This window comes from Nonomuraea sp. NPDC003214, from assembly GCF_053590035.1.
The window spans coordinates 666,884-692,645 of record NZ_JBSFSX010000003.1; the positions used below are offsets into that span (position 1 = coordinate 666,884).

At 72.1% G+C, this 25,762-nt stretch carries 24 protein-coding genes; 15 read left to right on the forward strand and 9 right to left on the reverse strand.

What is annotated here, in order from left to right; genetic code table 11:
* Positions 1 to 75 precede the first annotated feature (75 nt).
* Positions 76 to 882 carry a hypothetical protein gene (locus tag ACWDXC_RS11935; protein WP_449980854.1) on the forward strand — a complete coding sequence of 269 codons (807 nt, stop codon included), beginning with the start codon at positions 76 to 78 and terminating at the stop codon, positions 880 to 882.
* 107 nt (positions 883 to 989) lie between these two features.
* A complete protein-coding gene (locus ACWDXC_RS11940; protein ID WP_449980856.1) occupies positions 990 to 3,479 on the forward strand; it encodes a DNA gyrase/topoisomerase IV subunit A in 2,490 nt (829 codons plus the stop codon).
* Between the two features lie 288 nt (positions 3,480 to 3,767).
* Here the strand turns inward: ACWDXC_RS11940 and ACWDXC_RS11945 are convergent, their stop codons facing one another.
* On the reverse strand, positions 3,768 to 4,142 hold the full coding sequence (locus ACWDXC_RS11945) for a VOC family protein (protein ID WP_449980858.1): 375 nt from the start codon (positions 4,140 to 4,142) through the stop codon (positions 3,768 to 3,770).
* A 26-nt stretch (positions 4,143 to 4,168) separates the two neighbouring features.
* Between ACWDXC_RS11945 and ACWDXC_RS11950 the strand changes: the two genes are divergently transcribed.
* A complete protein-coding gene (locus tag ACWDXC_RS11950) occupies positions 4,169 to 4,732 on the forward strand; it encodes a thioredoxin family protein (RefSeq protein ID WP_449980860.1) in 564 nt (187 codons plus the stop codon).
* Here the strand turns inward: ACWDXC_RS11950 and ACWDXC_RS11955 are convergent.
* On the reverse strand, positions 4,729 to 5,058 hold the full coding sequence (locus ACWDXC_RS11955; RefSeq protein ID WP_219510274.1) for a hypothetical protein: 330 nt from the start codon (positions 5,056 to 5,058) through the stop codon (positions 4,729 to 4,731). The two genes, ACWDXC_RS11950 and ACWDXC_RS11955, sit on opposite strands and share 4 nt — an antisense overlap.
* Before the next feature lie 134 nt (positions 5,059 to 5,192).
* Between ACWDXC_RS11955 and ACWDXC_RS11960 the strand changes: the two genes are divergently transcribed.
* Complete coding sequence (locus ACWDXC_RS11960) at positions 5,193 to 5,684, forward strand: beta-class carbonic anhydrase (RefSeq protein WP_219510275.1); 492 nt, start codon at positions 5,193 to 5,195, stop codon at positions 5,682 to 5,684.
* Positions 5,685 to 5,829: 145 nt separating this feature from the next.
* Here the strand turns inward: ACWDXC_RS11960 and ACWDXC_RS11965 are convergent, their stop codons facing one another.
* Positions 5,830 to 7,896 (reverse strand): DNA gyrase/topoisomerase IV subunit B, encoded by a 2,067-nt coding sequence (locus tag ACWDXC_RS11965; protein WP_357587425.1) that lies wholly within the window; start codon positions 7,894 to 7,896, stop codon positions 5,830 to 5,832.
* A 249-nt stretch (positions 7,897 to 8,145) separates the two neighbouring features.
* Here ACWDXC_RS11965 and ACWDXC_RS11970 point away from each other — a divergent pair, with 249 nt between their 5' ends.
* Complete coding sequence (locus tag ACWDXC_RS11970) at positions 8,146 to 8,376, forward strand: DUF7455 domain-containing protein (RefSeq protein ID WP_219510277.1); 231 nt, start codon at positions 8,146 to 8,148, stop codon at positions 8,374 to 8,376.
* A 104-nt stretch (positions 8,377 to 8,480) separates the two neighbouring features.
* Here ACWDXC_RS11970 and ACWDXC_RS11975 read toward each other — a convergent pair whose 3' ends face one another.
* The gene (locus tag ACWDXC_RS11975; RefSeq protein ID WP_449980863.1) at positions 8,481 to 9,179 is read right to left on the reverse strand and encodes a GNAT family N-acetyltransferase; all 699 of its coding nucleotides are present in this window, start codon (positions 9,177 to 9,179) and stop codon (positions 8,481 to 8,483) included.
* 86 nt (positions 9,180 to 9,265) lie between these two features.
* On the opposite strand from ACWDXC_RS11975, the gene ACWDXC_RS11980 reads away from it, so the two are divergent.
* The 4 genes from ACWDXC_RS11980 to ACWDXC_RS11995 are packed head-to-tail and all read left to right on the forward strand — an operon-like array spanning position 9,266 to position 13,044.
* Positions 9,266 to 10,588 carry an extracellular solute-binding protein gene (locus tag ACWDXC_RS11980; protein WP_449980865.1) on the forward strand — a complete coding sequence of 441 codons (1,323 nt, stop codon included), beginning with the start codon at positions 9,266 to 9,268 and terminating at the stop codon, positions 10,586 to 10,588.
* Positions 10,585 to 11,484: a carbohydrate ABC transporter permease gene (locus tag ACWDXC_RS11985; protein ID WP_449980867.1), complete on the forward strand. Its 900-nt coding sequence runs from the start codon at positions 10,585 to 10,587 to the stop codon at positions 11,482 to 11,484. Before ACWDXC_RS11980 ends, ACWDXC_RS11985 begins: the two co-directional genes overlap by 4 nt.
* Positions 11,481 to 12,305, forward strand: a complete 825-nt coding sequence (locus ACWDXC_RS11990; protein WP_449980869.1) for a carbohydrate ABC transporter permease — start codon at positions 11,481 to 11,483, stop codon at positions 12,303 to 12,305. The genes ACWDXC_RS11985 and ACWDXC_RS11990 overlap by 4 nt, the downstream gene beginning before the upstream one ends.
* A gap of 25 nt (positions 12,306 to 12,330) precedes the next feature.
* On the forward strand, positions 12,331 to 13,044 hold the full coding sequence (locus ACWDXC_RS11995; RefSeq protein WP_449980871.1) for a YaaA family protein: 714 nt from the start codon (positions 12,331 to 12,333) through the stop codon (positions 13,042 to 13,044).
* Between the two features lie 60 nt (positions 13,045 to 13,104).
* On the opposite strand, the gene ACWDXC_RS12000 is transcribed toward ACWDXC_RS11995, so the two are convergent.
* The 3 genes from ACWDXC_RS12000 to ACWDXC_RS12010 all read right to left on the reverse strand — a co-directional run bounded on the left by ACWDXC_RS12000 (position 13,105) and on the right by ACWDXC_RS12010 (position 17,875).
* Entirely contained in the window at positions 13,105 to 14,775 is a 1,671-nt protein-coding gene (locus ACWDXC_RS12000; RefSeq protein WP_449980873.1) for an RNA polymerase sigma factor, read from the reverse strand.
* 242 nt (positions 14,776 to 15,017) lie between these two features.
* A complete protein-coding gene (locus ACWDXC_RS12005; protein WP_219510284.1) occupies positions 15,018 to 17,111 on the reverse strand; it encodes a SpoIIE family protein phosphatase in 2,094 nt (697 codons plus the stop codon).
* Between the two features lie 194 nt (positions 17,112 to 17,305).
* A complete protein-coding gene (locus ACWDXC_RS12010) occupies positions 17,306 to 17,875 on the reverse strand; it encodes an HhH-GPD-type base excision DNA repair protein (RefSeq protein WP_449980875.1) in 570 nt (189 codons plus the stop codon).
* 153 nt (positions 17,876 to 18,028) lie between these two features.
* On the opposite strand from ACWDXC_RS12010, the gene ACWDXC_RS12015 reads away from it, so the two are divergent.
* The 6 genes from ACWDXC_RS12015 (at position 18,029) to ACWDXC_RS12040 (ending at position 23,375) form a co-directional block, all read left to right on the forward strand.
* Positions 18,029 to 18,253 carry a hypothetical protein gene (locus ACWDXC_RS12015; RefSeq protein ID WP_219510286.1) on the forward strand — a complete coding sequence of 75 codons (225 nt, stop codon included), beginning with the start codon at positions 18,029 to 18,031 and terminating at the stop codon, positions 18,251 to 18,253.
* A gap of 123 nt (positions 18,254 to 18,376) precedes the next feature.
* On the forward strand, positions 18,377 to 19,876 hold the full coding sequence (locus ACWDXC_RS12020) for a hypothetical protein (protein ID WP_219510304.1): 1,500 nt from the start codon (positions 18,377 to 18,379) through the stop codon (positions 19,874 to 19,876).
* On the forward strand, positions 19,876 to 20,634 hold the full coding sequence (locus tag ACWDXC_RS12025; RefSeq protein WP_449980877.1) for a thioesterase family protein: 759 nt from the start codon (positions 19,876 to 19,878) through the stop codon (positions 20,632 to 20,634). The genes ACWDXC_RS12020 and ACWDXC_RS12025 overlap by 1 nt, the downstream gene beginning before the upstream one ends.
* Before the next feature lie 22 nt (positions 20,635 to 20,656).
* On the forward strand, positions 20,657 to 21,412 hold the full coding sequence (locus ACWDXC_RS12030) for a LamB/YcsF family protein (RefSeq protein ID WP_449980879.1): 756 nt from the start codon (positions 20,657 to 20,659) through the stop codon (positions 21,410 to 21,412).
* A gap of 472 nt (positions 21,413 to 21,884) precedes the next feature.
* Positions 21,885 to 22,502, forward strand: a complete 618-nt coding sequence (locus ACWDXC_RS12035; protein ID WP_449980881.1) for a 5-oxoprolinase subunit B family protein — start codon at positions 21,885 to 21,887, stop codon at positions 22,500 to 22,502.
* A 24-nt stretch (positions 22,503 to 22,526) separates the two neighbouring features.
* Complete coding sequence (locus tag ACWDXC_RS12040; protein WP_449980883.1) at positions 22,527 to 23,375, forward strand: 5-oxoprolinase subunit C family protein; 849 nt, start codon at positions 22,527 to 22,529, stop codon at positions 23,373 to 23,375.
* Here ACWDXC_RS12040 and ACWDXC_RS12045 read toward each other — a convergent pair.
* Both ACWDXC_RS12045 and ACWDXC_RS12050 read right to left on the reverse strand, forming a co-directional pair.
* Positions 23,365 to 24,198, reverse strand: coding sequence for a PhzF family phenazine biosynthesis protein (locus ACWDXC_RS12045; RefSeq protein ID WP_449980885.1), 834 nt, complete (start codon positions 24,196 to 24,198; stop codon positions 23,365 to 23,367). The two genes, ACWDXC_RS12040 and ACWDXC_RS12045, sit on opposite strands and share 11 nt — an antisense overlap.
* A 13-nt stretch (positions 24,199 to 24,211) precedes the next feature.
* On the reverse strand, positions 24,212 to 25,759 hold the full coding sequence (locus ACWDXC_RS12050; protein WP_449980887.1) for a phospholipase D family protein: 1,548 nt from the start codon (positions 25,757 to 25,759) through the stop codon (positions 24,212 to 24,214).
* Positions 25,760 to 25,762 lie beyond the last annotated feature (3 nt).

Sequence of the window (25,762 nt, forward strand, 5' to 3'; positions counted from 1 at the left end):
AGCGGCGGAACCCGCCATCGGCGCGAAGCGTTGAGCGTACGTCACCCCTGGAGAGCACGGCCCTCAGGAGGGTTCATGGCGGAGTTGTCACTCGCGCGACGTGCCCGGCGGCCGGCGGTTCCGCGTCTTGCTTTCGCGCGGGTCGTCACGGTGGTGCTGCTGGTGGTGGGGATGGGCGCGGCGGGCTGCGCGGGAACGGACGTGAAGGCGTCCTACCGGCCGATGTTCCTGCCGGTCAAGCTCGAGTGGGGGCCCGGCGGGGTGAAGGTCACCGGCGACGCCTCGATCGCCACGCCGATCGGCGTGTTCTCCGTGGGCGCCGAGCACAGCCTCGTGGCCAAGAAGCAGAACGCCCTCTACGTCATCTTCCGCGACCACGACGGGGTCCTGCCCGGCTCGCCCGTGGCGGGCACCGACCTGGTGTACGAGGTGCTGAGCGGGGGCGGCCGGTTCACCGCCGTGGTCAACGGCACGGCCGTCATCCAGGTCGCCAACCAGGAAGTGCTCATCGACGTCACGGACGGCACGCTCAAGGTCATCGAGTTCCAGGGCGCCCAGGCGATCATGCAGGAGCGGCCCAGCGGCCTGGCGCAGCGGTGGCGGGAGTTCTGGGACGGCTGCCTCTACACGCCGATGTCGCTGTCGCGGTGGGCCTACGACGACTCGACCATCGACCAGTGGTTCGGCCTGGGATTCGTGCTGTTCCTGGTCCGGCTGGCCCTGGCGCTCGTCCTCGGGGTGGCCGACCTGGTGCTGACCGCCGGGTGCTTCCTGGCCGCCGTCGCCTTCGTGGTCGCCGGTCCGACCGGGCGCAACATCGTGTACGGCGTCGAGGTCCTGTTGTTCCTCGTCCTCGTGTTCGGGGCGCGGTCGCTGGCCTAGCGATTTCGGGCCAAGATCGGCACAAAAGTGATCATGTGGGCGTCCAGGCGCACGGCGAAGCACGTCGGTGTCGCGGGCACCCGCGTTTCTTCGGCACAATGTTCGACATGGCCCGACGTACCCCTGCACCCCCGACTGAGGACTTCGAAGAGCGGATCGTCGACATCGACGTCTCCTCGGAGATGCGCACGAGCTTCCTCGAGTACGCGTATTCGGTGATCTACCAGCGTGCGCTGCCCGACGCCCGTGACGGACTCAAGCCGGTGCAGCGGCGCATCCTCTACTCGATGAGCGAGATGGGCCTGCGCCCCGACCGGGGGCACGTCAAGTCCTCCCGCGTCGTCGGCGACGTGATGGGCAAGCTCCATCCCCACGGCGACACCGCCATCTACGACGCGGTGGTGCGCCTGGCGCAGCCGTTCTCGATGCGGCTGCCGCTGGTCGACGGGCACGGCAACTTCGGCTCGCCCGACGACCTGCCCGCCGCCATGCGTTACACCGAGGCCCGGCTGGCCCCGGCCGCGATGCTCATGGTGGAGTCGCTCGACGAGGACACCGTCGACTTCAAGCCCAACTACGACGGCCAGGAGACCGAGCCCACGGTCATGCCGTCGGCGTTCCCCAACCTGCTGGTCAACGGCACGACCGGCATCGCGGTCGGCATGGCGACCAACATGGCGCCGCACAACCTGGCCGAGGTCGTGGCCGCCGCCCGCCACCTGATCAAGAAGCCCACGGCCACGCTCGACGAGCTGATGAAGTTCATCCCCGGCCCCGACCTGCCGACCGGCGGCACGATCACCGGCCTGCAGGGGGTGCGTGACGCGTACGAGACCGGCCGCGGCACGTTCCGCATGCGCGCCAAGTGCGCGGTCGAGCAGATCACGCCGCGCCGCAGGGGCATCGTCGTCACCGAGCTGCCCTACAACGTCGGCCCCGAGCGCGTGGTCACCAAGATCAAAGAGCTGGTGACCAGCAAGAAGCTGCAGGGCATCGCCGACCTGAAGGACCTCACCGACCGGCACAAGGGCCTGCGCCTGGTCATCGAGATCAAGAACGGCTTCATCCCCGAGGCGGTGCTCGACGAGCTCTACCGGCTCACGCCGATGGAGGAGACGTTCGGCATCAACAACGTCGCGCTGGTCGACGGCGAGCCGCGCACGCTGGGCCTGCGCGAGCTCCTCCAGGTCTACGTCGACCACCGCATCGAGGTCGTCCGCCGTCGCTCCGAGCACCGCAGGCGCAAGCGCGAGGACCGCCTCCACCTGGTCGACGGCCTCATCGTCGCACTGCTCAACATCGACGAGGTCATCCAGGTCATCCGCTCCTCCGACGACTCCGGGCAGGCCCGCGAGCGGCTGATGGACGTCTTCGACCTGACCGACATCCAGGCCGCCTACATCCTCGACACCCCGCTGCGCCGCCTGACCCGCTACGACAAGCTGGAGCTCGACCGCGAGAAGGAGACGCTGACCGACGAGATCGCCGAGCTGACCGGCATCCTGTCGTCCGAGACGCGGCTGCGCCAGGTCGTCTCCGGCGAGCTCGCCGAGGTGGCCAAGAAGTACGCCACGCCGCGCCGCACCGTGCTGCTGGAGGCGTCCGGCGTCTCCCGCACCGCGACGGTCGAGCTCCAGGTGGCCGACGACCCGTGCCTGGCGCTGCTGTCGTCCACCGGCCTGCTGGCCCGCACCTCCAACGCCGACCCGCTGGCCGCCACCGGCGACCGCACCGCCCACGACGTGCTCGTCTCCGCCGTGCGCACCACCGTCAGAGGCGAGGTGGGCGTGGTCACGTCACTCGGCCGGCTCATCCGCGTCCAGGTGGTCGACCTCCCCACGCTGCCGCCGTCCGCCGGCCCGCCCTCCCTGTCGGGCGGGCATCCCGTCTCCGAGTACGTGTCGCTCCAGCCCGACGAGACCGTGGTCGGCCTCGGCTCCCTCGACCCCGAGAGCCCCGGCCTGGCCCTCGGCACCGCGCAGGGCGTGGTGAAACGGGTGGTGCCCGACTATCCGGCCAACCGTGACGACTTCGAGGTGATCACCCTCAAGGACGGCGACACCGTCGTCGGCGCGGTCGAGCTCGACTCCGAAGAGCACGACCTGGTGTTCATCAGCTCCGACGCCCAGCTCCTGCGCTACCAGGCGGCCCAGGTGCGCCCCCAGGGACGGCCCGCGGGCGGCATGGCCGGCATCCGGCTCGACGGCGGGGCGCGGGTCATCTGGTTCGGCGTCGTCGACCCGGCCCGGCCCGGCCAGGTCGTCACGGTCGCCGGCTCCTCCACCGCGCTGCCCGGCACCCAGGTCGGCGGCGGCAAGGTGTCCGACTACGCCGAGTTCCCCGCCAAGGGGCGCGCCACGGGCGGCGTACGCGCCCAGCGCTTCCTCAAGGGCGAGGACGTCCTGCTGCTCGCCTGGGCCGGGCCCGCCCCGGCCAAGGCGGTCTCCTCGGTCGGCAAGCCCGTGCCGCTCCCCGACGAGATCGGCCGCCGCGACGGCTCGGGCGTGCGCCTCACCCACACCATCGGCGCCATCGGCGGCCCCCTGGCCTCCTCCCCCGACGCCCCAGAGGGAGAAACCCCTCAGGACACCGAGTAGCCGCCGCTCTGAGCCCCGGCACGCTGCCGGCGCCGGGGCCCTTCACGGACGGGCCGTACACACGCCCGCCATGTGAGGCGGACGTCCTGTACGGCCCAGAGGCGGGCCCGGACGTGCGCGGACGGTCGTGGTGCCGGGGGCACTGAACGGACGCTGGACACAGGCGGAGGGCCGGGTGGGAGGCCTGGCGCCGGGTGGGGGTCCGGCGCCCGCCGTGCGCCTTGGAGGCTACGGCGGGCGTGCGCCAGGAGGTCGGGCGGGGCGCGGGCGTGTGGGCCGGTGCCTGGGTCAGTCGGCGATCGTGAGGCAGAACGGGTGGCCGGCCGGGTCGAGGTAGACGCGGAAGTTGTCGCTCTCGCTCGGCTGGACCTCGTGCTTGGTGGCGCCGATCTTGAGCACCTGCTCCTCGGCCGCGTCCAGGTCGTCGACGACGGTGTCGATGTGGAGCTGCTGGGGCCGCTCCCCCTCCGGCCAGACGGGCGGCCGGAAGTCGCCGACCCGCTGGAAGGCCAGACGCATCGACGAGCCGGTGTCCTTCAGCACGACCCAGTCGTCCTCGTCATGGATCACCGGCCAGCCGAACAGCCGGGAGTAGAAGTCCGCCAGCTTCTTCGGGTCGGGGCAGTCGATCACCGTGGAGTGGTACTCCGCGATGCCCTTCATGGCTCACCTCCGGGATGATGGTCCGCATGGCTGCGAACTCGTTCATGGTTCCTCTCGGCACGCCCGCGCCCCCGTTCGACCTCACCGCCGTCAGCGGCGGCAGCGTCTCGCTCGGCGATCTGCGCGGCTCGCCGGCCACGCTCGTGGTCTTCCTGTCCAACCACTGCCCGTACGTCCGCCACATCGAGCACGGCCTGGGCGCGTTGGCCGCCGACTACGGGTCACGCCTGTCGGTCGTCGCCATCTGCAGCAACGACAGCGTGAACTACCCGGACGACGATCCGACACACCTGGCCGAGCAGGCGGCCCGGGCCGGGTTCGGCTTTCCGTATCTGCTGGACGACACGCAGGAGGTCGCCAAGGCCTACCGGGCTGCGTGCACGCCCGATCTGTTCCTCTACGACGCCGATTTTCGGCTGGCCTACCGGGGTGAGTTCGACGGCTCGCGGCCCGGCAACGGGGTGCCGGTGACGGGCTCGTCGGTGCGGGCCGCGATCGACGCGCTGCTGGAGGGCGTGCCGGTCAGCACGGATCAGGTGCCGGCGATCGGCTGCGGCATCAAGTGGAAGCCCGGCAACGCGCCGGCCTAGTGTGACTCCCATTCGGTGGCGGCGGTGATCGTGGCGGGCAGCGACAGCAGCAGCTCGTGCGGCTCGCCGCCCTGCCAGCCGCGCACCAGCCGGTCGCCGGCCGGGCCGGGGTTGAAGTCCTCGCACCCGAGCGGCCCGTAGCAGCCGGCCTGGTCGAGCATGAGGATGAGCGGGTCGTCGTCGGGCAGCGCCGCGGCGTAGGCGGCGGCGTCGAGCAGGGCCAGGGCGCATCTGGCGTTGCGGCCGCCGTCGTTGGACTCCACACGGTCCAGGCGGCGCCTGGCCTGGGCTCGGAAATACGCGGCGAGCGACTCGGACCTGCTCAAGACGACCCTCTTCTACGTCACGTTGGGCTAGCACATCATCGCGCTAAGTTAGCAGTGATCGGGGGTCGTTCGCGAAGTACGACAGTCCGCCACCCCGCGTTTTCGCGGGGGACGAGCATGGGATCATCAAGGACATGGATGCCTTCGACGACGTTTTCGCCGGTAACGCGAAGTTTGCTGAGAAGTTCAAGGAGTCTGGGCTCACCGGCACCGCCGCACGCGGGCTCGCGGTGGTCACCTGCATGGACTCACGGATCGACCCGCTCGGACTGCTCGGGCTCAAGCCCGGCGACGCCAAGATCCTGCGCAACGCGGGCGCCCGCGTCACCGACGACGTGCTGCGCACGCTGGTGCTGGGCGTCTACCTGCTCGGCGTGCGCCGGGTGCTCGTCATGCCGCACACCGACTGCGGCATGACGAAGGTGACGGACGCCGACGTGCACGACCTGACGCAGAGCAACGGCGTCGACACGCGCAGCCTGGAGTTTCACACGGTGCCTGACCAGCACGCCGCGCTGCTGCACGACCTCACCCGCATCACGTCCTCGCCCTTCCTGCCGGCGGACATGCCGGTGCAGGGAGCGATCTACGACGTGCGCTCGGGCGTGTTGCGGCCCGTCGGGTAGCGGCCCGTCCAGTAGCGGCCCGCGGAGTGCTGGCTCGCGGGGTCAGCGGCCCGCAGGATGGCGGGCCGCTGGGTGACGGCCCGCCGCTGGGTGACGGCCCGCAACGTGGCGGCCCGCAACGTGGCGGGCCGCAGGGCGGGGGTGGTCAGGCGTCGATGTGGTCGCGGTCGACCTCGGCGGCGCTCTTGACGATGAACTCCCGCCGGGGCGCCACGTCGCTGCCCATGAGCAGGCTGAAGATGCTCTCGGCCTCTTCGACGTCCTCGATGCGGACCCGGCGCAGGATGCGGTGACGGGGGTCCATGGTGGTCTCGGCGAGCTGGTCGGCGTCCATCTCCCCCAGGCCCTTGTAGCGCTGCACCGGGTCCTTCCAGCGCTTGCCGCGCCGCTCCAGGTCGCGCAGCACCTTCTGCAGCTCGCCGTCGGAGTAGCAGTAGATGTACTTGTCCTTGCCCCGGCCCGGGTTGGTCAGCTCGATGCGGTGCAGCGGCGGGACCGCCGCGAAGACCCGCCCGGCCTCGACCATCGGCTTCATGTAGCGGTGGAAGAGCGTGAGCAGCAGGCAGCGGATGTGGGCGCCGTCGACGTCGGCGTCGGCCATCAGGATGATCTTGCCGTAGCGGGCCGCCTCGATGTCGAACGAGCGGCCCGAGCCGGCGCCGACCACCTGGATGATCGCGGCGCACTCGGCGTTCTTGAGCATGTCGCTCACGGACGCCTTCTGCACGTTGAGGATCTTGCCGCGGATCGGCAGCAGGGCCTGGAACTCCGAGTCGCGGGCCAGCTTGGCGGTGCCGAGCGCCGAGTCGCCCTCGACGATGAACAGCTCGCTGCGGTCGACGTCGTCGTTGCGGCAGTCGACGAGCTTGGCCGGGAGCGCGGAGTTCTCCAGGGCGCTCTTGCGGCGCTGGTTCTCCCGGTGCTCGCGGGCGGCGATGCGGGCCTTGGCGGCGGCGACGATCTTCTCCAGCACGGCGCGCAGCGCCTGCTTCGTGCCGCGCGGAGGGTTGGCGAACAGCTCCTTGAGCTCGCGGCTGACCACGTGGGAGACGATGCGGGTGGCCGCGGAGGTGCCCAGCACCTCCTTGGTCTGGCCCTCGAACTGCGGCTCAGGCACCCGGATGGTGACGACGGCGGTCAGGCCCTCGGAGATGTCCTCCTTGTTGACCGGGTCGTCGCCGTTCTTCAGCAGGCGGGTCTCGCGCAGCTGCTCGTTGATCGTGCGCACGAGCGCCCGCTCGAAGCCGGTGACGTGGGTGCCGCCCTTGGGGGTGGCGATCACGTTGACGAACGAGCGCACGGTCGACTCGTAGCCCTTGCCCCAGCGCACGGCCACGTCGACGGTCAGCTCGCGCTGCACCTCGGTGGGCGTCATGTGGCCCTGGTCGTCGAGGACCGGGACGGTCTCGTGGAAGTGGCCGACGCCCTGCAGCCGCAGCACGTCGCAGACGGCCTCGTCGCGGGCCAGGAACTCGGTGAACTCGGAGATGCCGCCGTCGAAGCGGAACTCCTCCTCGACGCGCTCCTCGTGGCGGCTGTCGATGACGACCAGGGTGAGGCCGGGGACCAGGAAGGCGGTCTGGCGCAGCCGGACGTGGATCTCGTCGAGGGAGACCTCGGCGTCGGGCAGGAAGATCTGCTTGTCGGCCCAGAACCGCACCCGGGTGCCGGTGACGCGCTTGGGCAGCGGGCCGCCGTCGCGCAGGCCGGACTTCTTGCGGAACTTGGCGGTGGGCCCGTCGCCGTCGAACACGCCCGGCACGCCGCGCCGGAAGCTGATCTCGTGGACCCGGCCGTCACGGTCGACCTCGACGTCGAGGCGGGACGACAGCGCGTTGACCACGGAGGCGCCCACGCCGTGCAGGCCGCCGGAGGCCGCGTAGGAGCCGCCGCCGAACTTCCCGCCGGCGTGCAGCTTGGTGTAGACGAGCTCGACGCCGGCCAGGCCGCTCTTGGGCTCGACGTCGACCGGGATGCCGCGGCCGTTGTCGCGGACCTCGATGGAGCCGTCGGCGTGGAGCTCGACCTCGATGCGGTCGCAGTGGCCGCCGAGCGCCTCGTCGACGCCGTTGTCGACGATCTCCCAGAGACAGTGCATGAGCCCGCGGCTGTCGGTGGACCCGATGTACATGCCAGGTCGCTTGCGGACGGCTTCGAGGCCCTCAAGCACCGACAGGTGACGAGCTGTGTAACCCGCCTCCACTAGCGTCACTCCAGCTCCTCTGGTCACTTGTCATCGAACACGTGTGCGTAGCCTACCGTTCTTCCCCTGCGCACGCGTACAAGCTTGCCATGCGGTCACGTTTGCCGTTACCGGCGGGCTGCTGGGCATTACTTTCGGACACATTCTGCTCTGGGCGTAGCGAGGGGGAGGTTGGGAACGTCCACGTCCGGTTAGATGTTGTTCCAAGTGACTGACGCCAGATCCTCGCTTCGGCGGGGGTGACCCGAAAGGCGATACGTGACTGGAGCTCTTGCCCCCGTTAAGCCGCTGACGGCCCTCGACCGCTGCGACCGTTGCGGTGCCCAGGCATACATTCGCGCGACCCTGCCCGTGGGCGGGGAGCTGCTGTTCTGCGCCCACCACGGGCGTCAGCACATCGCGGCGCTGCGCGAAAAGGGCGCCGACATCCTGGACGAGTCGGCACGACTCAGCGAAACCCGATCCCACGCCCCCGACGGCGAGCGCTGACCGCGCTGGCCTTGAGATAACCACATATTGCATGACAGAACGGCGATCCCGGGCCTGCCCGGGATCGCCGTTCTGCGTTCAACGCGCCAGGTCAACGCACCGGGTCAGCGCACTCGATAGTGATACGTGGCGACCGGCTCCAGCCCCTCGCTCCGGTAGAGCGCCTGGGCGGCCGCGTTGCCTGCCGTGACCACCAGGTAGGCATGCCCGCCCCCGGCCAGCGCCCGCAGCACGCTGCGCGCCAGCCCGCGCCTGCGGGCAGACGGCAGCGTCGCCATGCAGTACACACCGACTGTGCCGTCTTCCGTGCCTCCCTGGGGCACTCCCCTGCCGACCGCCACGGGCACGCCGTCCTCCTCCACGGCCGCGTAGCGCGCGGGCACGCCCGTGAGGATGCGCCCCGCCTCGCGCAGCCCGTCGCCGTAGCGGCCGTCGACCTGCCACCAGGTCCGCGCCCAGGCGTCCCAGGGCCGGTCCTCGACCCGTACGGGATGGGCGGGCTCGCCTGGGACAGACCCGGACATGACCACGGTCGGGTCGGCCCGCGCGTAGCCGCGCCGGTCCAGCTCGGCGTCGAGGCCGGGCGTGGCGCCCGGCCCGATGGAGAACGCGCACGCCTGCCCGCGCGCCGCGTAGAACGCCTCGGCCGCCTCGATCGCCGCGCCCAGGTCCGCCGGGACGCCGAGCGGCAGCACCGAGTTCGCGCGCTTGGTCACGCCGCCCGCGTGGCGCAGGATCCAGCCGTCGTGGCGCACCTGCTCGTAGGCAGGCCACGCCTGGTGCACGAGAGCGTCGACGTTCATGGCCCGCGAGCCTAGCCGACCCGGGTTTGACGGCATCACTCCAGGTAAGTGCCTCCCCCATCACATGGGCCGTGAAAGGGGTCGCCATGTCCAGGTCAACTGCCGCGGTCGCCGCGATGCTCCTCCTGACCGCGTGCGGCGGCGTGGGCGGCCCGAGCCGCCCGGCGGGCGAGTCGCTGACCACGATGGGCTTCGGGCTGCCCGACGAGATCGCCACGGTCCGGGTGGACGCCTTCAAAAAGGCGTACCCGGGAGTGACGGTCCGGATCAACGAGGGCGCGTTCGACGAGCAGGCGTTCCTGTCGGCGGTCGCCTCGGGCAACCCGCCGGACGTGGTCTACCTGGCCCGCGAGCGGCTGGGCAGCTACGCCGCGCGCGGCGCCATCCAGCCGCTGGACGACTGCGTCAGCCGCGAGTCCATCCCGACCGGCGACTTCTACCCGGCCGCGCGGCAGCAGGTGCGCTACGACGGCCGCTGGTACGGCATCCCCGAGTTCTCCAACTCCATCGTGCTCATCGTCAACGACCGGGCGGCCCGTGACGCCGGGATCGACCCGGCGAGCGTCGACACCTCCGACTGGGACCGCCTTGCCGCGCTGGCCAGGAAGATGACCAGGACGGACGGCGGCAAGGTCGAGCGATTCGGCTTCAACCCGAAGCTGCCCGAGTTCCTGCCGCTGTGGGCCAAGGCCAACGGCGCCGACCTGCTGTCCCCCGACGGCCGCACCGCCGGCCTCGACGCTCCCGCCGTCGTCGAGGCCATGACGTACGCGAGCCGCCTGGTCGAGTCGCAGGGCGGCTGGAAGCGGCTCAAGGCGTTCGTGGACACGTGGGACTTCTTCGGCGCCCGCAACCCGTTCGCCGAGGACCAGGTCGGCATGATGCTGGGCGAGCAGTTCCTGGTCTCCTCGATGGCCGGCACCACGCCGGACGTCGCGATCACCGTGCTGCCGTTCCGGGGCCGCGACGGGCAGCCGGTCAACCTGGTGGGCGGCAACGCCTGGGCCGTGCCGAAGGGCGCGCGCAACCCGCAGGCCGCCTGCCGCTGGATGAAGACGATGACCGCCGCCGAGACCTGGATCGCCGCCGCACGGGCCCGCCAGGACAAGCGCACCCGCGAGGGCAAGGTCAACATCGGCACCTTCACCGGCAACGCCAGGGCCGACGAGACGATCTTCGGCGAGATCGTCAGGCCGAGCGGGAAGGCGCCGTTCGACGCGGCGGTCAGGACGATCCGCGCGGTGCAGCCGGCCGGGTTCGTGGTGCCGCAGTCGCCCGCCGCGGCCGAGTTCAGGAAGGCGTGGGAGGACGCGGGCACCCGCGTGCTGCTCGGCGGCCAGAAGCCGGCCGACGCCCTGGGACGCGCCCAGGCCGAGGCCCAGAAGGCCATCGACGGGGCGGCGTCGTGAGAGCGGAGACCCGCTGGGCGTACGTCTTCGTGCTCCCCTGGCTCGTCGGGCTGGTGCTGTTCCAGCTCGGCCCGATGCTCGCCAGCCTCGCCCTGTCGTTCACCGAGTACGACCTGATCTCCAGCCCGGAGTTCGCCGGGACGGCCAACTACGCCCGGATGGCGCAGGATCCCAAGGTCGCGGTGGCGATCGGCAACACCGTGCTCTACACCGCCCTGCACGTGCCGCTGGCCATCACGCTGGCGCTCGGCCTGGCGCTGATGCTGAACCGGATCGGCGGCCGGGGCGCCGGAGTCTTCCGGACGATCTTCTACCTGCCGTCGATGACCCCGTACGTGGCGGTGGGTGTGCTGTTCCTGTTCCTGCTGAACGGGCAGGCGGGCATGGTCAACCAGTTCCTGGGCCTGTTCGGCGTCGAGGGGCCGCAGTGGACGACCGACCCGGAGTGGATCCTGCCGGGCATCGTGCTCATGTCGCTGTGGAACCTGGGCTCGACGACGATCATCCTGTTCGCGGCGCTGCGGAACGTGCCCGCCGAGCTGGCCGAGGCCGCGATGATCGACGGGGCCGGGGCGTGGGCGCGGTTCCGGTGGATCACGCTGCCGATGATCAGCCCGGCGCTGTTCTTCGTCGTGATCATCAACACGATCGCGTCGCTGCAGATGTTCGACCAGGTGTACGCCATGTTCTTCGGCAACCAGGTGACGCAGCAGGCGTCGGGCGACTCGGCGCTGTTCTACGTCGTCTACCTGTTCCAGCAGGCGTTCCAGTTCCTGCACATGGGCTACGCCTCGGCGCTGGCCTGGGTGCTGTTCCTGGTGATCGCGCTGATCACGCTCGTGCAGTGGAAGCTCGGCGGGCGGCTGGTGCACTACGAGGCGGGAGATCGGGCGTGAGGCGGCGGCCGTTCTTCTGGATGATGCTCGCGGCGGCGTCGGTGATCTTCCTGTACCCGTTCGTGTGGCTGGTCGTCGCCTCGCTCAAGCCGCGCTCCCACACCTTCGCCGACCCGTTCGCCCCGTGGCCCGACCCGTTCGCGCCGGAGAACTACGCGGTGGTCTGGGAGGCCGTGCCGATGCTGGCGTGGCTGGTGAACACCGTGCTCGTGGGGCTGGCGGCGGCGCTCGCGGTGACCCTGTCGAGCGCCTTCGTGGCGTTCGGGTTCGCCTACTTCCGCTTCCCCGGGCGCAACGTGATCTTCGCGAGCGTGCTGGGCACGATGATGCTGCCGGCCGCGGTGACGCTCGTGCCGACGTACCTGATCTGGCACGCCGCCGGGCTGACCGGGACCCAGGTGCCGCTGTGGGCGGGCAACCTGTTCGGCTCGGCGTTCTACATCTTCCTGCTGCGCCAGTTCCTGCTCGGCGTGCCCCGGTACGTGTTCGAGGCCGCCCGGGTGGACGGCGCCACGTACCTGGACCTGTTCTGGCGGATCGCGGTGCCGCTGGCGAAACCGGCGCTGATCATCGCGTTCGTGTTCGAGCTGAAGGCGAGCTGGTTCGACCTGATGAAGCCGCTGGTCTACCTGCAGGACCCGAGCCTGTTCACGCTGCCCCGGGGGCTGAAGGCCGTCGTCGACCAGTTCTACCAGGGCGGCGACCCCAAGTGGGAGCTCGTCCTGGCCGTGAGCGTGATCACCACGCTGCCGCTCGTCGTCGTCTTCTTCGCCGGGCAGCGCTACTTCGTGCAGGGCGTCGCCACCACCGGGCACCGGTGATGACCAGGGCGTATAGGGTTCGGCTGTGCTGATTCTGCTGCCGCCGTCCGAGGGCAAGGCGTCCACGGGAGACGGCCCGCCCGTCGGAGAGCTGTCGTTCCCCAAGCTCGGCCGCCCGCGCGGGCGGGTCATGAGCGCCCTGATCAAGGCCTCGCGCCGCCGCGACGCCCTGAGCGTGCTCGGCCTGTCGCCCGGTCAGGCCCCCGAGCTGGCCAAGAACCTAGCGCTCAAGGAGGCGGCCACGCTGCCCGCCGCCGAGCTCTACACGGGCGTGCTCTACGACAACCTGGCGCTGTCCGGCCTCGACGCCGACGCGCGGGCCAGGGCCGAGGAGAGCGTGCTGATCTTCTCGGGGCTGTGGGGGGTCGTGCGGCTGTCCGACCGCATCCCGCCCTACCGGCTGTCGATGGGCGTGTCGCTGAAGCCCCTGGGCGGGCTGGCGGCCTTCTGGCGCCCGCTGATCACCGCCGAGCTGGACCGGCTGCCCGGCCTGGTCGTCGACCTGCGCTCGGCCACCTACGCGGGCGCCTGGCGCCCCGGCGACCGCGCCGTGAGCGTACGGGTCTTCAAGGACGGCAAGGTCGTCAGCCACATGGCCAAGGCCACCCGGGGGGAGATCGCCAGGAAGCTGCTGGAGAGCGGCCTGACGCCCACCACCCCGGACGAGCTGGCCAAGGCCCTCGACGACCTCGGCTACTCCGTCCGGCTCGCCCCCGGCAAGCTCGACGTCGACCTCTGAACGACGAAAAGGGGGGTGCGGCCCGCGCGGGCCGCACCCCCCTTTTCGTCGTGCTGGGACCTAGTCCAGGTAGTCGCGCAGGACCTGCGAGCGCGACGGGTGACGCAGCTTGGACATGGTCTTGGACTCGATCTGCCGGATGCGCTCCCGCGTCACCCCGTAGACCTTGCCGATCTCGTCCAGCGTCTTGGGCTGGCCGTCGGTGAGGCCGAACCGCATCGACACGACGCCCGCCTCGCGCTCCGACAGCGTGTCGAGAACGGAGTGGAGCTGCTCCTGCAGCAGCGTGAAGCTGACGGCGTCGGCCGGCACGATGGCCTCGGAGTCCTCGATGAGGTCACCGAACTCGCTGTCGCCCTCCTCACCCAGCGGGGTGTGCAGGGAGATCGGCTCGCGGCCGTACTTCTGGACCTCGACCACCTTCTCGGGGGTCATGTCCAGCTCGCGGGCGAGCTCTTCCGGCGTGGGCTCGCGGCCCAGGTCCTGCAGCATCTGCCGCTGGACGCGGGCCAGCTTGTTGATCACTTCGACCATGTGGACCGGGATGCGGATGGTCCGCGCCTGGTCGGCCATGGCCCTGGTGATCGCCTGCCGGATCCACCACGTGGCGTAGGTGGAGAACTTGTAGCCCTTGGTGTAGTCGAACTTCTCCACCGCGCGGATCAGGCCCAGGTTGCCCTCCTGGATCAGGTCCAGGAACAGCATGCCGCGGCCGGTGTAGCGCTTGGCCAGCGAGACCACCAGGCGGAGGTTGGCCTCCAGCAGGTGGTTCTTGGCCCGGCGGCCGTCCTCGGCGATCCACTCCAGCTCGGCGCGCACGTCGACCGGAAGGCCGTCGCTCTCGCCGCCCAGCTGCTCCTCGGCGAACAGGCCGGCCTCGATGCGCTTGGCCAGCTCGACCTCCTGCTCGGCGTTGAGCAGGGGGACCTTGCCGATCTGCTTGAGGTAGTCCTTGACCGGGTCGGCGGTGGCGCCGGCGGCGGCGACCTGCGCGACCGGGGCGTCATCGTCGTCGTCGGACAGGATGAGGACCTCGTCCTCGCTCTTCTCGGCGGTCACGGCGGCGGCCTCGGCGACGACCTTGGGCTCGTCGTCGGAGTCGTCGTCGTCGGAGTCGGCCTCGTCGGCGGAGTCGGCGTCGTCGGCGATCTCCTCGACGTCGATGTCCTCGAGGTCGTCCAGCTCCACGTCGCCGTCGAGCTCGATGTCCTCGTCGTCGTCGGCGTCGGCCTTGGGACCCTCGGGGCCCTTCGGCTTGTTGTCGGCAGGCCCAGCGCTGTCCGGCTTGGCCTTCTTGGCAGGCGCGGCCTTGGCGGGCGCGGCGGCCTTCTTGGCCGCGGGAGCGGCCTTCTTGGCGGGAGCCGGCTTCTTGGCCGCCGGCTCTGCTTCGGCGGTGCCCACGACCGCGGTCACGGTCTCGGGTTGCTGCTCTTTGGCGGCCGCCGCCGTCTTGGTCTTGACGGGCGCGGCGGTCTGGCGCTTTGCTGAGCCTCGAGACTTCTTCTTCGGCGCAGCCGAATCCGCGGCGGTCACCACCACGGTCACGCCCTCTTTGCTGAGGTTCCGCAAGAACGCGGCGGCGTGCGACATGGGGATGTCCGCCTCCTCGAAGGCCTGACGGACGTCCTCAGACTCGAGGAAACCCTGCGAGCGCCCACGCTCGAGCAGTCGCTGAATGACGGGCTCGTTCAGCTCTTGTGGCTTCGAGCGAGTCGAACTTGCAGGCGACACGAACACCTCTCGAACGAACGCGTGGCGACAATGGACCCAGATGCCCGCTGGGGGGCTGATGCCTCTCTCGGAGATCGGTGAGGCCGTGCGGATCGCGACGGACCTGTCCAGCATTCTGGCACGACCACGCACTCCATACGGCCACCTCCCGGCGGTTGACCTCCACCCTAGGCCGACCAAGAGAGTAGTGCGTACGTAAGCGCGCCACTGATATCCGAAAGCAACCCTTATGACTGTTTCATTCAGTCACTCTTCGTGGCGGGCGGCACGTGAATGGCCAGGGCGGTAACGTCATCATCTTGCTCATATCCCGACAACATCCGGTCGACCAGGAAGTCCAGCAACATGTGTGGACTTCTCACGACCTCAGGCGGCGCTTCGGTCACAACACTGCAAATCTCTGCGAGACCGGCATCCAGCCCGCGCTTCCGGTTCTCGACGAGGCCGTCGGAGTAGAGCACGGCGGTATGGCCGGGCGGCACCACGAACCGGAACTGCCTACGGCTGGTCGGCCAGCCTAGCGGGGTGCCCGGCTCCGCGTCGCAGAGAATCGCCGTGCCCTGCGGAGAAACCAGCACGGGCGGCGGGTGACCGGCCAGCGCCAGCGTGCCCTCGCCCGTCGACGGCTCGACGACCATGTAGGCCAGGGTGGTGACCTGCTCTTCCTCCTCGGTCGCGTCGAAGACCCGGTCCAGGCCGGTGAGAACCGCGGCGGGCGGCGGGTTGGTCAGCGCGAGCGCCCGCATGGCGTTGCGGATGCGGCCCATCCCGGCCGCCGCCTTGACGCCCTTGCCCATGACGTCGCCGACGACCGCGGCCACGCGGCCGTCCTGCAGCACGAACGCGTCGTACCAGTCGCCGCCGACCTGCACGTGACGGCTGCCCGAGCGGAAGCGCTGGGCCAGCTCCAGGCCCCTGACCACCGGCAGGCGGTCGGGCAGCAGGCTGCGCTGCAGCGTCTCGGCGGTGCGGTGCTCGCGCTCGAACAGCGTGGCGCGCTCCACGGCCAGCGCGCACTGCCCGGCCAGCGCCTCCAGGAAGACGCCGTCCTCCTGGGAGATCTTCTGCGGCCGGGTGAACGAGAACCGCAGCGCGCCCAGCGCCCGGCCCGCCGCCAGCAGCGGCAGCCCGACCCAGGCGCGCTCGTCGCTGCTGGCCAGGTAGTTGGTCAGCACCTGCTCGTCGCCGCCCGCCTCCAGCAGCTGGGCCTTCAGGCTCTCGGGCGACTCGGCGAACACCGGCCTGCGGCTGTTGACCGCCATCGTCATCACGCTGGAGCTCGACAGCGGGATCTCCTCGCCGGCGGCGCCGGACGCCTCGGGGACGCCCTCGCCGTTGATCAGCTTGAGCGCCGCCCGGTCGGTGTCGAGCAGCGCCACGGCCGACCGGTCGGCGGCCAGCGCCGTGCGGCCGACGTCGATGATGACCTGCACCACCTGCTCGACGGTGAGCGCCTCGGCCAGTATGGCGGTGGCGCCCTGGAGCCGGGCGGTGCGCAGCGCGGCGGCGCCGAGCTGGTCGGTCAGCCTGCCGCGCATCTCCTCGGCCTCGCGCTGCGGCGTGACGTCGGTGTTGGCGCCCACCCACTCCACGACCCTGCCGTGCCGGATGATCGGCACCGCGCGGACCTCGAAGTGGCGGTAGCCGCTGGCCCGGGTGCGCACGCGGTAGTTCCACTCGAACATGGTGCGGCCGCGCAGCGCCTCCTTCCAGGCCTCCTCGGTCTGCTGGCGCTCCTCCGGGTGGACCACGTCCAGCCAGCCGGCCGCCAGGTATTCCTCCAGGCCCTGGCCGGTGATGGCGCGCCACTGCGGGGCGTCCTCGACCACCGTGCCGGTCGGCGAGGTGATCCAGACGAGCTGCGACTGCGCCTCGACCAGCGAGCGGTAGCGCTCCTCGCTGCGGCGCAGGTCCTCCTCGACGAGGCGGCTCTCGGTCACGTCGAGCCCGGCCAGGGCGACGGCCTGCAGCGCGCCGTCGGCGTCGTGGACCGGCGAGAACGAGACCGACCAGTAGCGGGCCTCGCCGCCGGTCGCGCGCACCCGCACGGGCCGCTCGGAGACCGGCGCGTCGCTGCCGATGACGGCCTGGACGCCGTGCGTGATGAGCTGGCTGAGGTCGGCCGCGAGCGTCTCGGACGGCGCGCGTCCCAGCAGCCGCTCGGCGGGCACGCCGACGACCTCGGCGAACACGTCGTTGACCCGCAGGACGCGGGTCTGGGTGTCGAAGAAGGCAAAGGCGAACTCTGCCTCGGACAGCAGGCCCTCGAAGAGGGCGGAGTCTGAGACGTCCACATCCGACTCCCGGGGACGGGGAACGGAGGTCTCGGCGCTCATGGTCGGCACCTCCGTCGCGTGCCAGGGTCTCCCACGCGGCACATCTCCATAATCGTGTATCGGCGTAGCGCAGCTCCGGGCGACCGGATTCTGCAGTACATCATCTGCGATGGGCGGGCGCGGACGGAAGCCCCGGCCGCCATACGGTCAACGCATCCTGTCAAAATCGCTCCACGTTGCGCAGCAAGATCAGGCTACTCGGCCTTCGCCGCCCGCTTGGCCGCCTGCTTGGTGGCGCGCACTCTGCCCAGGCTGTCGGCGTCGACCACGTCCGCGACCGAACGGTAGGACCCCTGCTCGCCATAGGGGCCGGCCGCCTCGCGCCATCCTTGCGGCTGGACCCCGAGCTGCTTGCCCAGCAATGCCAAAAATATCTGGGCCTTCTGCTTGCCGTATCCCGGAAGGTCCATCAGTCGTTTGAGCAACTGCTTGCCGTCGGCTGCCTCGGTCCAGATGCGCTCGGGCTTGCCGTCGTAGTGCTCGACGAGGTAGGCGGCGAGCTGCTGGACGCGGGCCGCCATCGACTTGGGGTAGCGGTGGACCGCCGGCTTGGCGGCCAGGAGCGCGGTGAACGCCTCGGGGTCGTAGGCCGCGATCTCCTCGGCGGTGAGCTCGTGCCCGAGCCGTTCGGAGATGGTGTAAGGGCCCGTGAACGCCCACTCCATCGGCACCTGCTGATCGAGCAGCATGCCGACGAGCAGGGCGAGCGGACTGCGGCCGAGCAGTTCGTCGGCCTCCGCGCGCTGGGTGAGCTGGATGCGCATGGGAACAGCTTCGCACGAAAGCCGCTCGCGAGAAGCGAAGACAGCCGTCGTGGAGGCTTGACACCAGCCCGAGAAAAGATGAAATGAGAGCGCAAGTCACCTGCGTCCATTCCTGGGGGTTTGCCCTGGGGCATCCAGAGGAATCTCACACCTATGCTCGCTCTGGCCACACGCTTCCTCAAGGAGCCGGTCAGTCTCAGGCTGGCCGAGGAGTTCCTGACCGTGCCCGTGGACACCATCGACCGGTGCGTCGAGGACGTGTGCGTGTGCGCGCAGCACCTCGGCATCACCGCGACACCCGAGATCGTGGAGCGGATCGCCCGCGAGCACCTGCTCGCGATCGTCAACTCCGCGCCGCCGCCGCGCGCCCCTCGATAACATCGGAGTCACCGGGCCGCGTTCTGCGCACCGTTTCCGCCTGGAATGCGAGAGAGTGAGGGCGTGCGCCGACACCGACGAGACCCCCGGGAGAGCCCCCCGCCCGACGACGTGTTCAAGGAGATGGTGCAGGCGGCCCGCGAACTGCTGGCCGTGCGCAGCCCGCTCGACGCGGAGCTGATGGTCTCCGACATGGTCGGGGCCTGGTGGGGCAGGAAGGTGCGGGGCGGCGACGTCGAGCAGGTGCTCGGCGAGGGGCTGGTCGACTACGCGGCCAAGGCCGGCACCCCCGCCTCCCTGACGCTGCTCATCTGCCTGGCCTACCTCGGCACCGCCCGCCAGGGCGCCAAGGCCGAGGGCGCGGCGCTGGCCATGATGGAGTCCGGCGTGGCCAGGCCCGGCTGGGCCGACCGGGTGGGCGCGGTCAAGCCCACCGGCTGCTACGTCTCCCGCGACGCCTACGGCGACCAGGACACCGTCATCTGCACCTTCGCCTACCGCTGGAACGAGGACTCCACCCCCCGCCACAACCAGGACCGGCACGCGCTGGTCATGGTCGTCGACCACAACATGTCCGGCATGGCGCGCGACGCCTGGGTGTCCTCCCACGTCGACAAGCTGCTGGAGCAGGCCAGGGCCGAGGCCGCCGGCAACCCGATGCTGCTGTTCGAGGAGATCGAGCCGCAGCAGGCCAGGGCGCTGCTCGAATCGGCGATGAAGGCCACCGGCGAGCCCAAGACGCCGCCGCCCGTCAGCGACAGCTACAGCGCCTACCACGCCTTCGCCCGCGCCCGCCTCAAGGCGCTGCCGCCCGGCCGCAAGCGGCCCGCCCCGCTGCACATCGAGGCCCCCTACAGCCGCGAGCGGCGGGCGATGCTCGCCGCCGAGTTCCTCGCCTCCGACGCCGCCGAGCACCTGTCGGACCCGTCGGCCGCCTCCCGGTGCGCCGACCACATCATCGACTACGGCTGCGAGCAGGACTTCGGCCGGCCGCTGCGGGTCAGCCCGACCAAGTGCGAGACGTTCCTGCTCGACTGGCTGCCGCGCAAGGTCATGCTCTCGCAGGCCGAGCAGGAGGCGATGCCGCACGCGCTGTCGGCCTGGGTGCGCTTCGCCGCCGCCCGCACCGGCCTGCCCGAGCAGGGGCTCAAGGCCACGCTCGACGCGGTGTGGGGGGCGATCGGCAAGTTCCCCGAGGCCTACCGCGACCCGACGTCGTTCGGGATCGACCGGCCGCTGCTGGAGCGCCTGCTGCCCGACGGCGACCTGTCGGCGCTGGCCAGACGGGCGTTCGCGTTCCCGTTCCTGCAGGGCGTGCACAACGGCGTCGACCTCGACCGGCTCAACCCCGCCGACGCGGCGGACCGCCGTACCCTCCTGGAGATCGACCACGTCGGCGCGATCGACGAGGAGCACCTGGCGTGGCACGAGGAGATCGCCACCCGACTGTGGGACGGCGACCCGCCACAGCTGTGGGAGGCCGCCCAGCGGCTGCTCGACCTCGGCCACGACCGCCACGACGTGCTCCACGTGCTCATCGAGATCGCCGAGCGCATCGGCGGCGACCCCGAGGAGCTGGCCGCCGCGCTCGACGACATCGCCGACATCCCCGACGAGATCTGATGGCCATGTACACGCGGCTCGCGCCGGGCCGCTACCGCGCCTCCGAGCACACCCAGGGCCCGTGGGACCCGGCCACGCAGCACCTCGGGCCGGTGACGGCGCTGCTCGTGCACGAGCTGGCGCTCACCGCGCCCCGTCCCGGCCTCGACCTGGCGCGGCTGGCCGTCGACGTGCTCGGTCCCGTCCCCGTCGGCGACCTCGACGTACGCACCGACGTCGTACGCGACGGCAAGCGCGTGCAGTGCCTGTCGGCGTCGGTGAGCGGCGGCGGCCGCGAGCACGTACGGGCCACCGCGTGGCGCATCCGCGAGGCCCCCACGCCCGCCACCCCCGCCGCCGCCCCGCCGCCCCTGCCCGGCCCGCAGGGCGAGTCGTGGATCTCGACCGGCTTCGGCTACGGGCGCGCCACCGAATGGCGCTTCGCCCGCGGCGGCCCCGACGAGCCCGGCCCCGCCACCGCGTGGGGCCGCTGCCGGGTGCCGCTGGTCGACGGCGAGGAGATCACGCCGATGGAGCGGCTGGCGCTGTTCGCCGACAGCGGCAACGGCATCAGCCTCGCCCTCGGCTTCGACACCCACCTGTTCGTGAACGTCGACCTGACCATCTCCCTGTTCCGCGCGCCCGCCGGCGAGTGGATCTGCCTCGACGCCGCCACCGCCATCGGCCCGTCCGGGCGCGGCCTCACCCGCTCCACCCTGTACGACCTCGACGGCGAAGTCGGCAGCGCGACTCAGACCTTGTTCGTCGCGCCGAGGTAGCCGCTCACGCCATGATGGGGTCATGGTGATGGACCTGAACGCGGACCTCGGCGAAGGCTTCGGCATCTGGCGGCTCGGCGACGACCTGGCGCTGCTCGACATCGTCACCAGCGCCAACGTCGCGTGCGGCTTCCACGCCGGCGACCCGGTGACCATCCGGCGCACCTGCGCCGCCGCCGTCGACCGGGGGGTGTCCATCGGGGCGCAGGTGTCCTACCGCGACCTGGCCCACTTCGGGCGCCGGGAGATGGAGGTCGAGCCCGAGGAGCTCTGCGCCGAGGTGCTCTACCAGCTCGCCGCCGTCGACGGCATCGCCCGCGCCATGGGCGGCCGCGTCTCGTACGTGAAGCCGCACGGCGCCCTCTACAACCGCATCTGCCGCGACCGGGAGCAGGCCGAGGCCGTCGTCGACGCCATCGCCGACTACGACCCGGCGCTGCCGGTGCTCACGCTGCCCGGCTCCGTGGTCCACACCGTCGCCGCCGCCGCGGGCGTCCCCACCGTCGCCGAGGCGTTCGCCGACCGCGCCTACACCGCCGACGGCGCCCTGCTCCCCCGCCGCCTGCCCGGCGCCGTGCTGCACGACGCCGCCGACGTCTCGGCCCGCGCCGTCCGCATGGCCCTGTCCGGGTCGGTCATCTCCGTCGACGGGGCCGAGGTCCCGGTCAAGGCCCGCTCCCTCTGCGTCCACGGCGACACGCCCGACGCCGTCCACCTCGCCCGCACCGTCCGCGACGACCTCCTGGCCGCCGGCATCGTCCTCCAGGCCTTCGCATGACCGCCCCCACGCGGCCCCTGCCGCCCCGCCGCCTCCCCTCGCGCGAGCTCCCTCCCCGCGAGACGCCCTCTCCCCTCCGCCCGGCCCGCGAGACCCCCTCCCGCCGCCTCCCGCCCCGCCCCCTCCCCTCCCGCAAGGCCCACGCCCCCGGTGGACGCGCAAAGGCCACGCCCCTGCCGGACCACCGGAACGGCACCCCGACGGGCGCGCGCCCGCTGGAGGGTGCGCGGCCTCGCGGGAGGGAGCAGCGGCTGCTGCGGAAGGGCCGTCACCCGCTCCGGCGGGTGCGCCTCCCCGGGGCAGGGCACCGCGCCGCCACGAGCGCGCGCCCGCTAAAGGGCGCGCCCCCGCTGGATGGCGCGTGGTTTTCGGCGAGAGAGTGGGGGCCACCCCAAGGGGGCCGTGGGCCGGTCCGGCCTGGACGGCTCTTGGGGGCGCGGAGGTTCATGCGTGGTCGCCGGGAGGCGGGCGGGTGATTCGGCGGGTCGGGGAGCACGGGCTGCTCGTGGAGACGGGCGCGCTGGACGTGTCGCACCGGCTGGACGCCGCGCTGCGGGCCGAACGGCCGCCCGGGGTCGTGGAGGTGGTGCCGGGGCCTGAGACGGTCCTGGTGGTGGCTCCGGGGGCCGAGCAGGGCGGGTTGCGGGCGCGGCTGGGCGAGCTGCTGCGGCGGTGCGCGGCGGCCGGGGTGACGGAGGCGCCCGAGGAGGGGGACGTGGTCCGGGTGCCCGTCGTCTACGACGGGGCGGATCTGGAGTCGGTGGCGGAGCTGGCCGGGGTGCCGGTGGACGAGGTGGTGGCCCGGCACACGCGGCGGGAGCTGGTGGTGGGCTGGCTGGGGTTCGCGCCGGGGTTCGCGTATCTGACGGGGCTGGACCCGGTGCTGCACGTGCCCCGGCTGGCGACGCCGCGGACGTCGGTGCCCGCCGGGTCGGTGGCCGTGGCCGGGCCGTACTCGGCCGTCTATCCGGCGGCGTCGCCGGGCGGGTGGCGGCTGCTGGGCAGGACGGGGCTGCGGGTGTGGGACGTGACGGCGCGCCCGCCGTCGGCGTTCCGCCCGGGGACCCGCGTGCGCTTCGAGGCCGCATGATCGAGGTCCCATGATCGAGGCTGCATGATCGAGGTGCTCGGGTCCGGTCCGTACGCGACCGTGCAGGATCTGGGGCGCCGGGGGCTGGCGCATCTGGGGGTGCCGCGTTCGGGGGCGGCCGACGAGGCGAGCCTGCGGCTGGCGAACCGGCTCGTCGGCAACCCGGAGGGGCTGGCGGGGATCGAGGCGACGTTCGGCGGGCTGCGGCTGCGGTTCGGGCGTGGCGCGTGGGTGGCGCTGGCGGGCGCGCCGTGCCCGGTGCGGGGTCCCGCGCGGGCGGGCATGGGGGTGCCGTTCTGGGTGCCCGGGGGCGGCGAGCTGGCGCTGGGGGCGCCGGTGTGGGGGCTGCGAACGTACCTGGCGGTGCGCGGCGGGGTGGCGGTGGAGCCGGTGCTGGGCAGCCGGTCGACCGATTCGCTGTCGGGCCTGGGGCCGCCTCCGCTCGCGCCGGGGACGAGGCTGCCGATCGGCGACGCGGCGGACCAGGGCGGGATCGGGGTGGACCTGGCGCCGATTCCGGGGCCGGGGCCGGCGGTGCTGCGGGTGCTGAGGGGCCCGCGTGACGACTGGTTCGCCGAGGGGGCCCTGGCGGCGCTGTGCGCGGCCCCGTACGAGGTGAGCCAGGACAGCAACCGGGTGGGGGTGCGGCTGCGCGGCGCGGAGCTGGCGCGCGGCCGGGAGGGGGAGCTGCCGAGCGAGGGCATGGTGGCGGGCGCGGTGCAGGTGCCGCCGAGCGGGCAGCCGATCGTCTTCCTGGCCGACCATCCGCCGACGGGCGGCTACCCGGTGATCGCGGTGGTGCGTGAGGCGGATCTGGGGGTGGCGGCGCAGCTGCGGCCCGGGGACGAGGTGCGCTTCCGCGTCACATGCTGACGTGGCCGCTGACGCGGGTGACGACCGAGCCGCCCACCCAGACGTCGTCGCCCTCGGCCGTGATGCGGACGCGGCCGGCGCGGCCGAGCGCGGTGCCCTGGCTGACCGTGTAGGGGGCGGTGACACGGCCCGTGCGCAGGAGCCACTGGGCGACCGAGGCGTTGAGGCTGCCGGTCACCGGGTCCTCGGTCGTGCCGCCGTCGTGGGGGCAGAAGGCCCGCAGCTCGTACGCGTACGGCGATCCGGCGGGGTGCGGGCCCGCCACGCCGACGTCGACGGGCACCCGGCCGGGCCGCAGCGCGAGGACGGCGGCGGCGTCGCGGAGCAGGAGCGCGACCCAGCCGGGGCCGTTGTCGGCCCATTCGGCGTCGACGACGTCGTCCCTGGCGATGCCGAGCGCGGCGGCGAGGCCCGTCAGCAGCGTCTCGTCCACGGGGCCGGAGCGCAGCAGCGGCGGCGCGGCGAAGGCGAGGTCGCCGCCGCGGTCGTCGCCGCGCACGCGGATCAGCCCGGCGCCGCATTCCTGGACGACGGTCCGCGCGTCGCGCGGGACGCCGCCCGCCTCCAGCCAGGCGTGGCAGGTGCCGAGCGTCGGATGCCCGGCGAACGGCAGCTCGGACGTGGTGGTGAAGATCCGTACCCGGTAGTCGGCGCGAGGGTCGGCGGGCGGCAGCAGGAACGTGGTCTCCGACAGGTTCGTCCAGTGGGCGAAGCGCTGCATCTCCTCGCCGGTCAGCCCGCCGGCGTCGAGCACGACGGCGAGCGGGTTGCCGCCGTAGGGCGTCGAGGTGAACACGTCGACCTGGCGGAAGGGGCGCTGCATGCTCGCGAGTCTCTCAGAACCGCCGGGAGCGGCGCAGCGCCGGGGGCCGCCCGTCGGGGTCGACGGCGAGCCGGTAGAGCGGCTGGGCCAGCATCCTGCGCACGCGGCCGAGGCTGGGCTCGGGGTGCGGGCGCAGCCGGCCGGGCGGCCTGAGCCCGCGACGGCCGCCGCGGTGCCAGGCGTCGAGCGCGCGGGCCGAGGCGGCGAACGCCTCGAACGCGTCGCGGGGGTCGCACAGGCCGGACGGGTCGCGGTCGAGGTGCTCGCCCGCCAGGAGCAGCCGCAGGTCGCGGGCGAATTTGCGGGCCCCGGCGGGCGGGCGCGGGTCGGGCTCCTCGTCGACGACGGCGCAGCTCAGCTCCGAGTCGTACGTCCACGAGCGCAGGTTGACGTTGTCGGAGCCGATCGAGGCCCACACGTCGTCGACCACGCACACCTTGGCGTGCACGTAGACGGGGGTGCCGGCGTGGTTCTCCAGGTCGTACACGCCGAGCCGGTCGCCGCCGGCGCGCCGGAGCCTGGCCAGCGCGTCGGCGCGGCCGATGAGGCTGGCCGGGGCGGCGAGCCAGCCGTCCTGGTCGGGGTGGCGCGGCACCACGATGATCATGCGGAGCCCGGGCTCCCGTTCGAGCGCGGCGGCGAACGGCTCGATCACCTCGGTGGACCACAGGTACTGGTCCTCCAGGTAGACCAGGGACCGGGCCCTGGCCAGCACCTTGTGGTAGGCCCTGGCGACGCTGCGCTCGCCCAGGGGCGCGAACGGGTAGGCGGATCGCCGGTAGGGGTAGGTGCGCAGGAGCTGCACGGCGTGGGTGCCGGCCGGGGCGGGCGGCGGTCCGGGGTCGGGCAGGGCGGGCACGTCGTCCATCCGCTCGACGTGGTCGCGCAGGCGGCGCAGCGGCTGGCGGGTCTCGGGGGCGGGGTCGTCCCAGCGCTCGCAGAAGACGGTCTCCACGTCGGCCACGGCGGGGCCGTGCACGGCCACCTGGGCGTCGTGCCAGGGCGGGGTGTCGCCGTAGACGTCCGGCATGGGCGCGGCCTGCGGGTCGCCGCGGTGGGCGGCGTCGTCGCGGCGGCTGTGGCACAGGTCGATGCCGCCGACGTAGGCGACGTCGGCGGCGGCGTCGCCGTCGTGGCGCAGGACGACGAACTTCTGGTGGTGCGAGCCGCCGGGGCGGACCCGGGTGTCGAGCAGGCACTGGCCGCCGGCGGCCTCGATGTCCTCGCCGAGGTGGCGGTTCTCCGCGGCGCTGAAGCGCAGCCGGTCGAGGTGGGAGCGCCAGATGAGGCCCCGGACGAGCGCTCCCCGGTGCGCCGCCGCGGCCATGGCGCTCGCCACGCCGGGGCCGTCGCCGGTCAGCCGCTCGTCGGGGTCGCCGCGCCAGTCGGCGAACAGCAGCAGGTCGCCCTTGCCGAGCCGGTCGAGCGCGGCCCGCAGGTCGGCGAAGTAGGCGGCGCCGTGGACGAGCGGGCGCACGAGGTTGCCGGTCGTCCAGGCGCCGAGCCTGGTGGCCGGGTTGCCCCGCTCCTCGCGGGTGAGGAACCACTCGTCGAGCCGCACCCC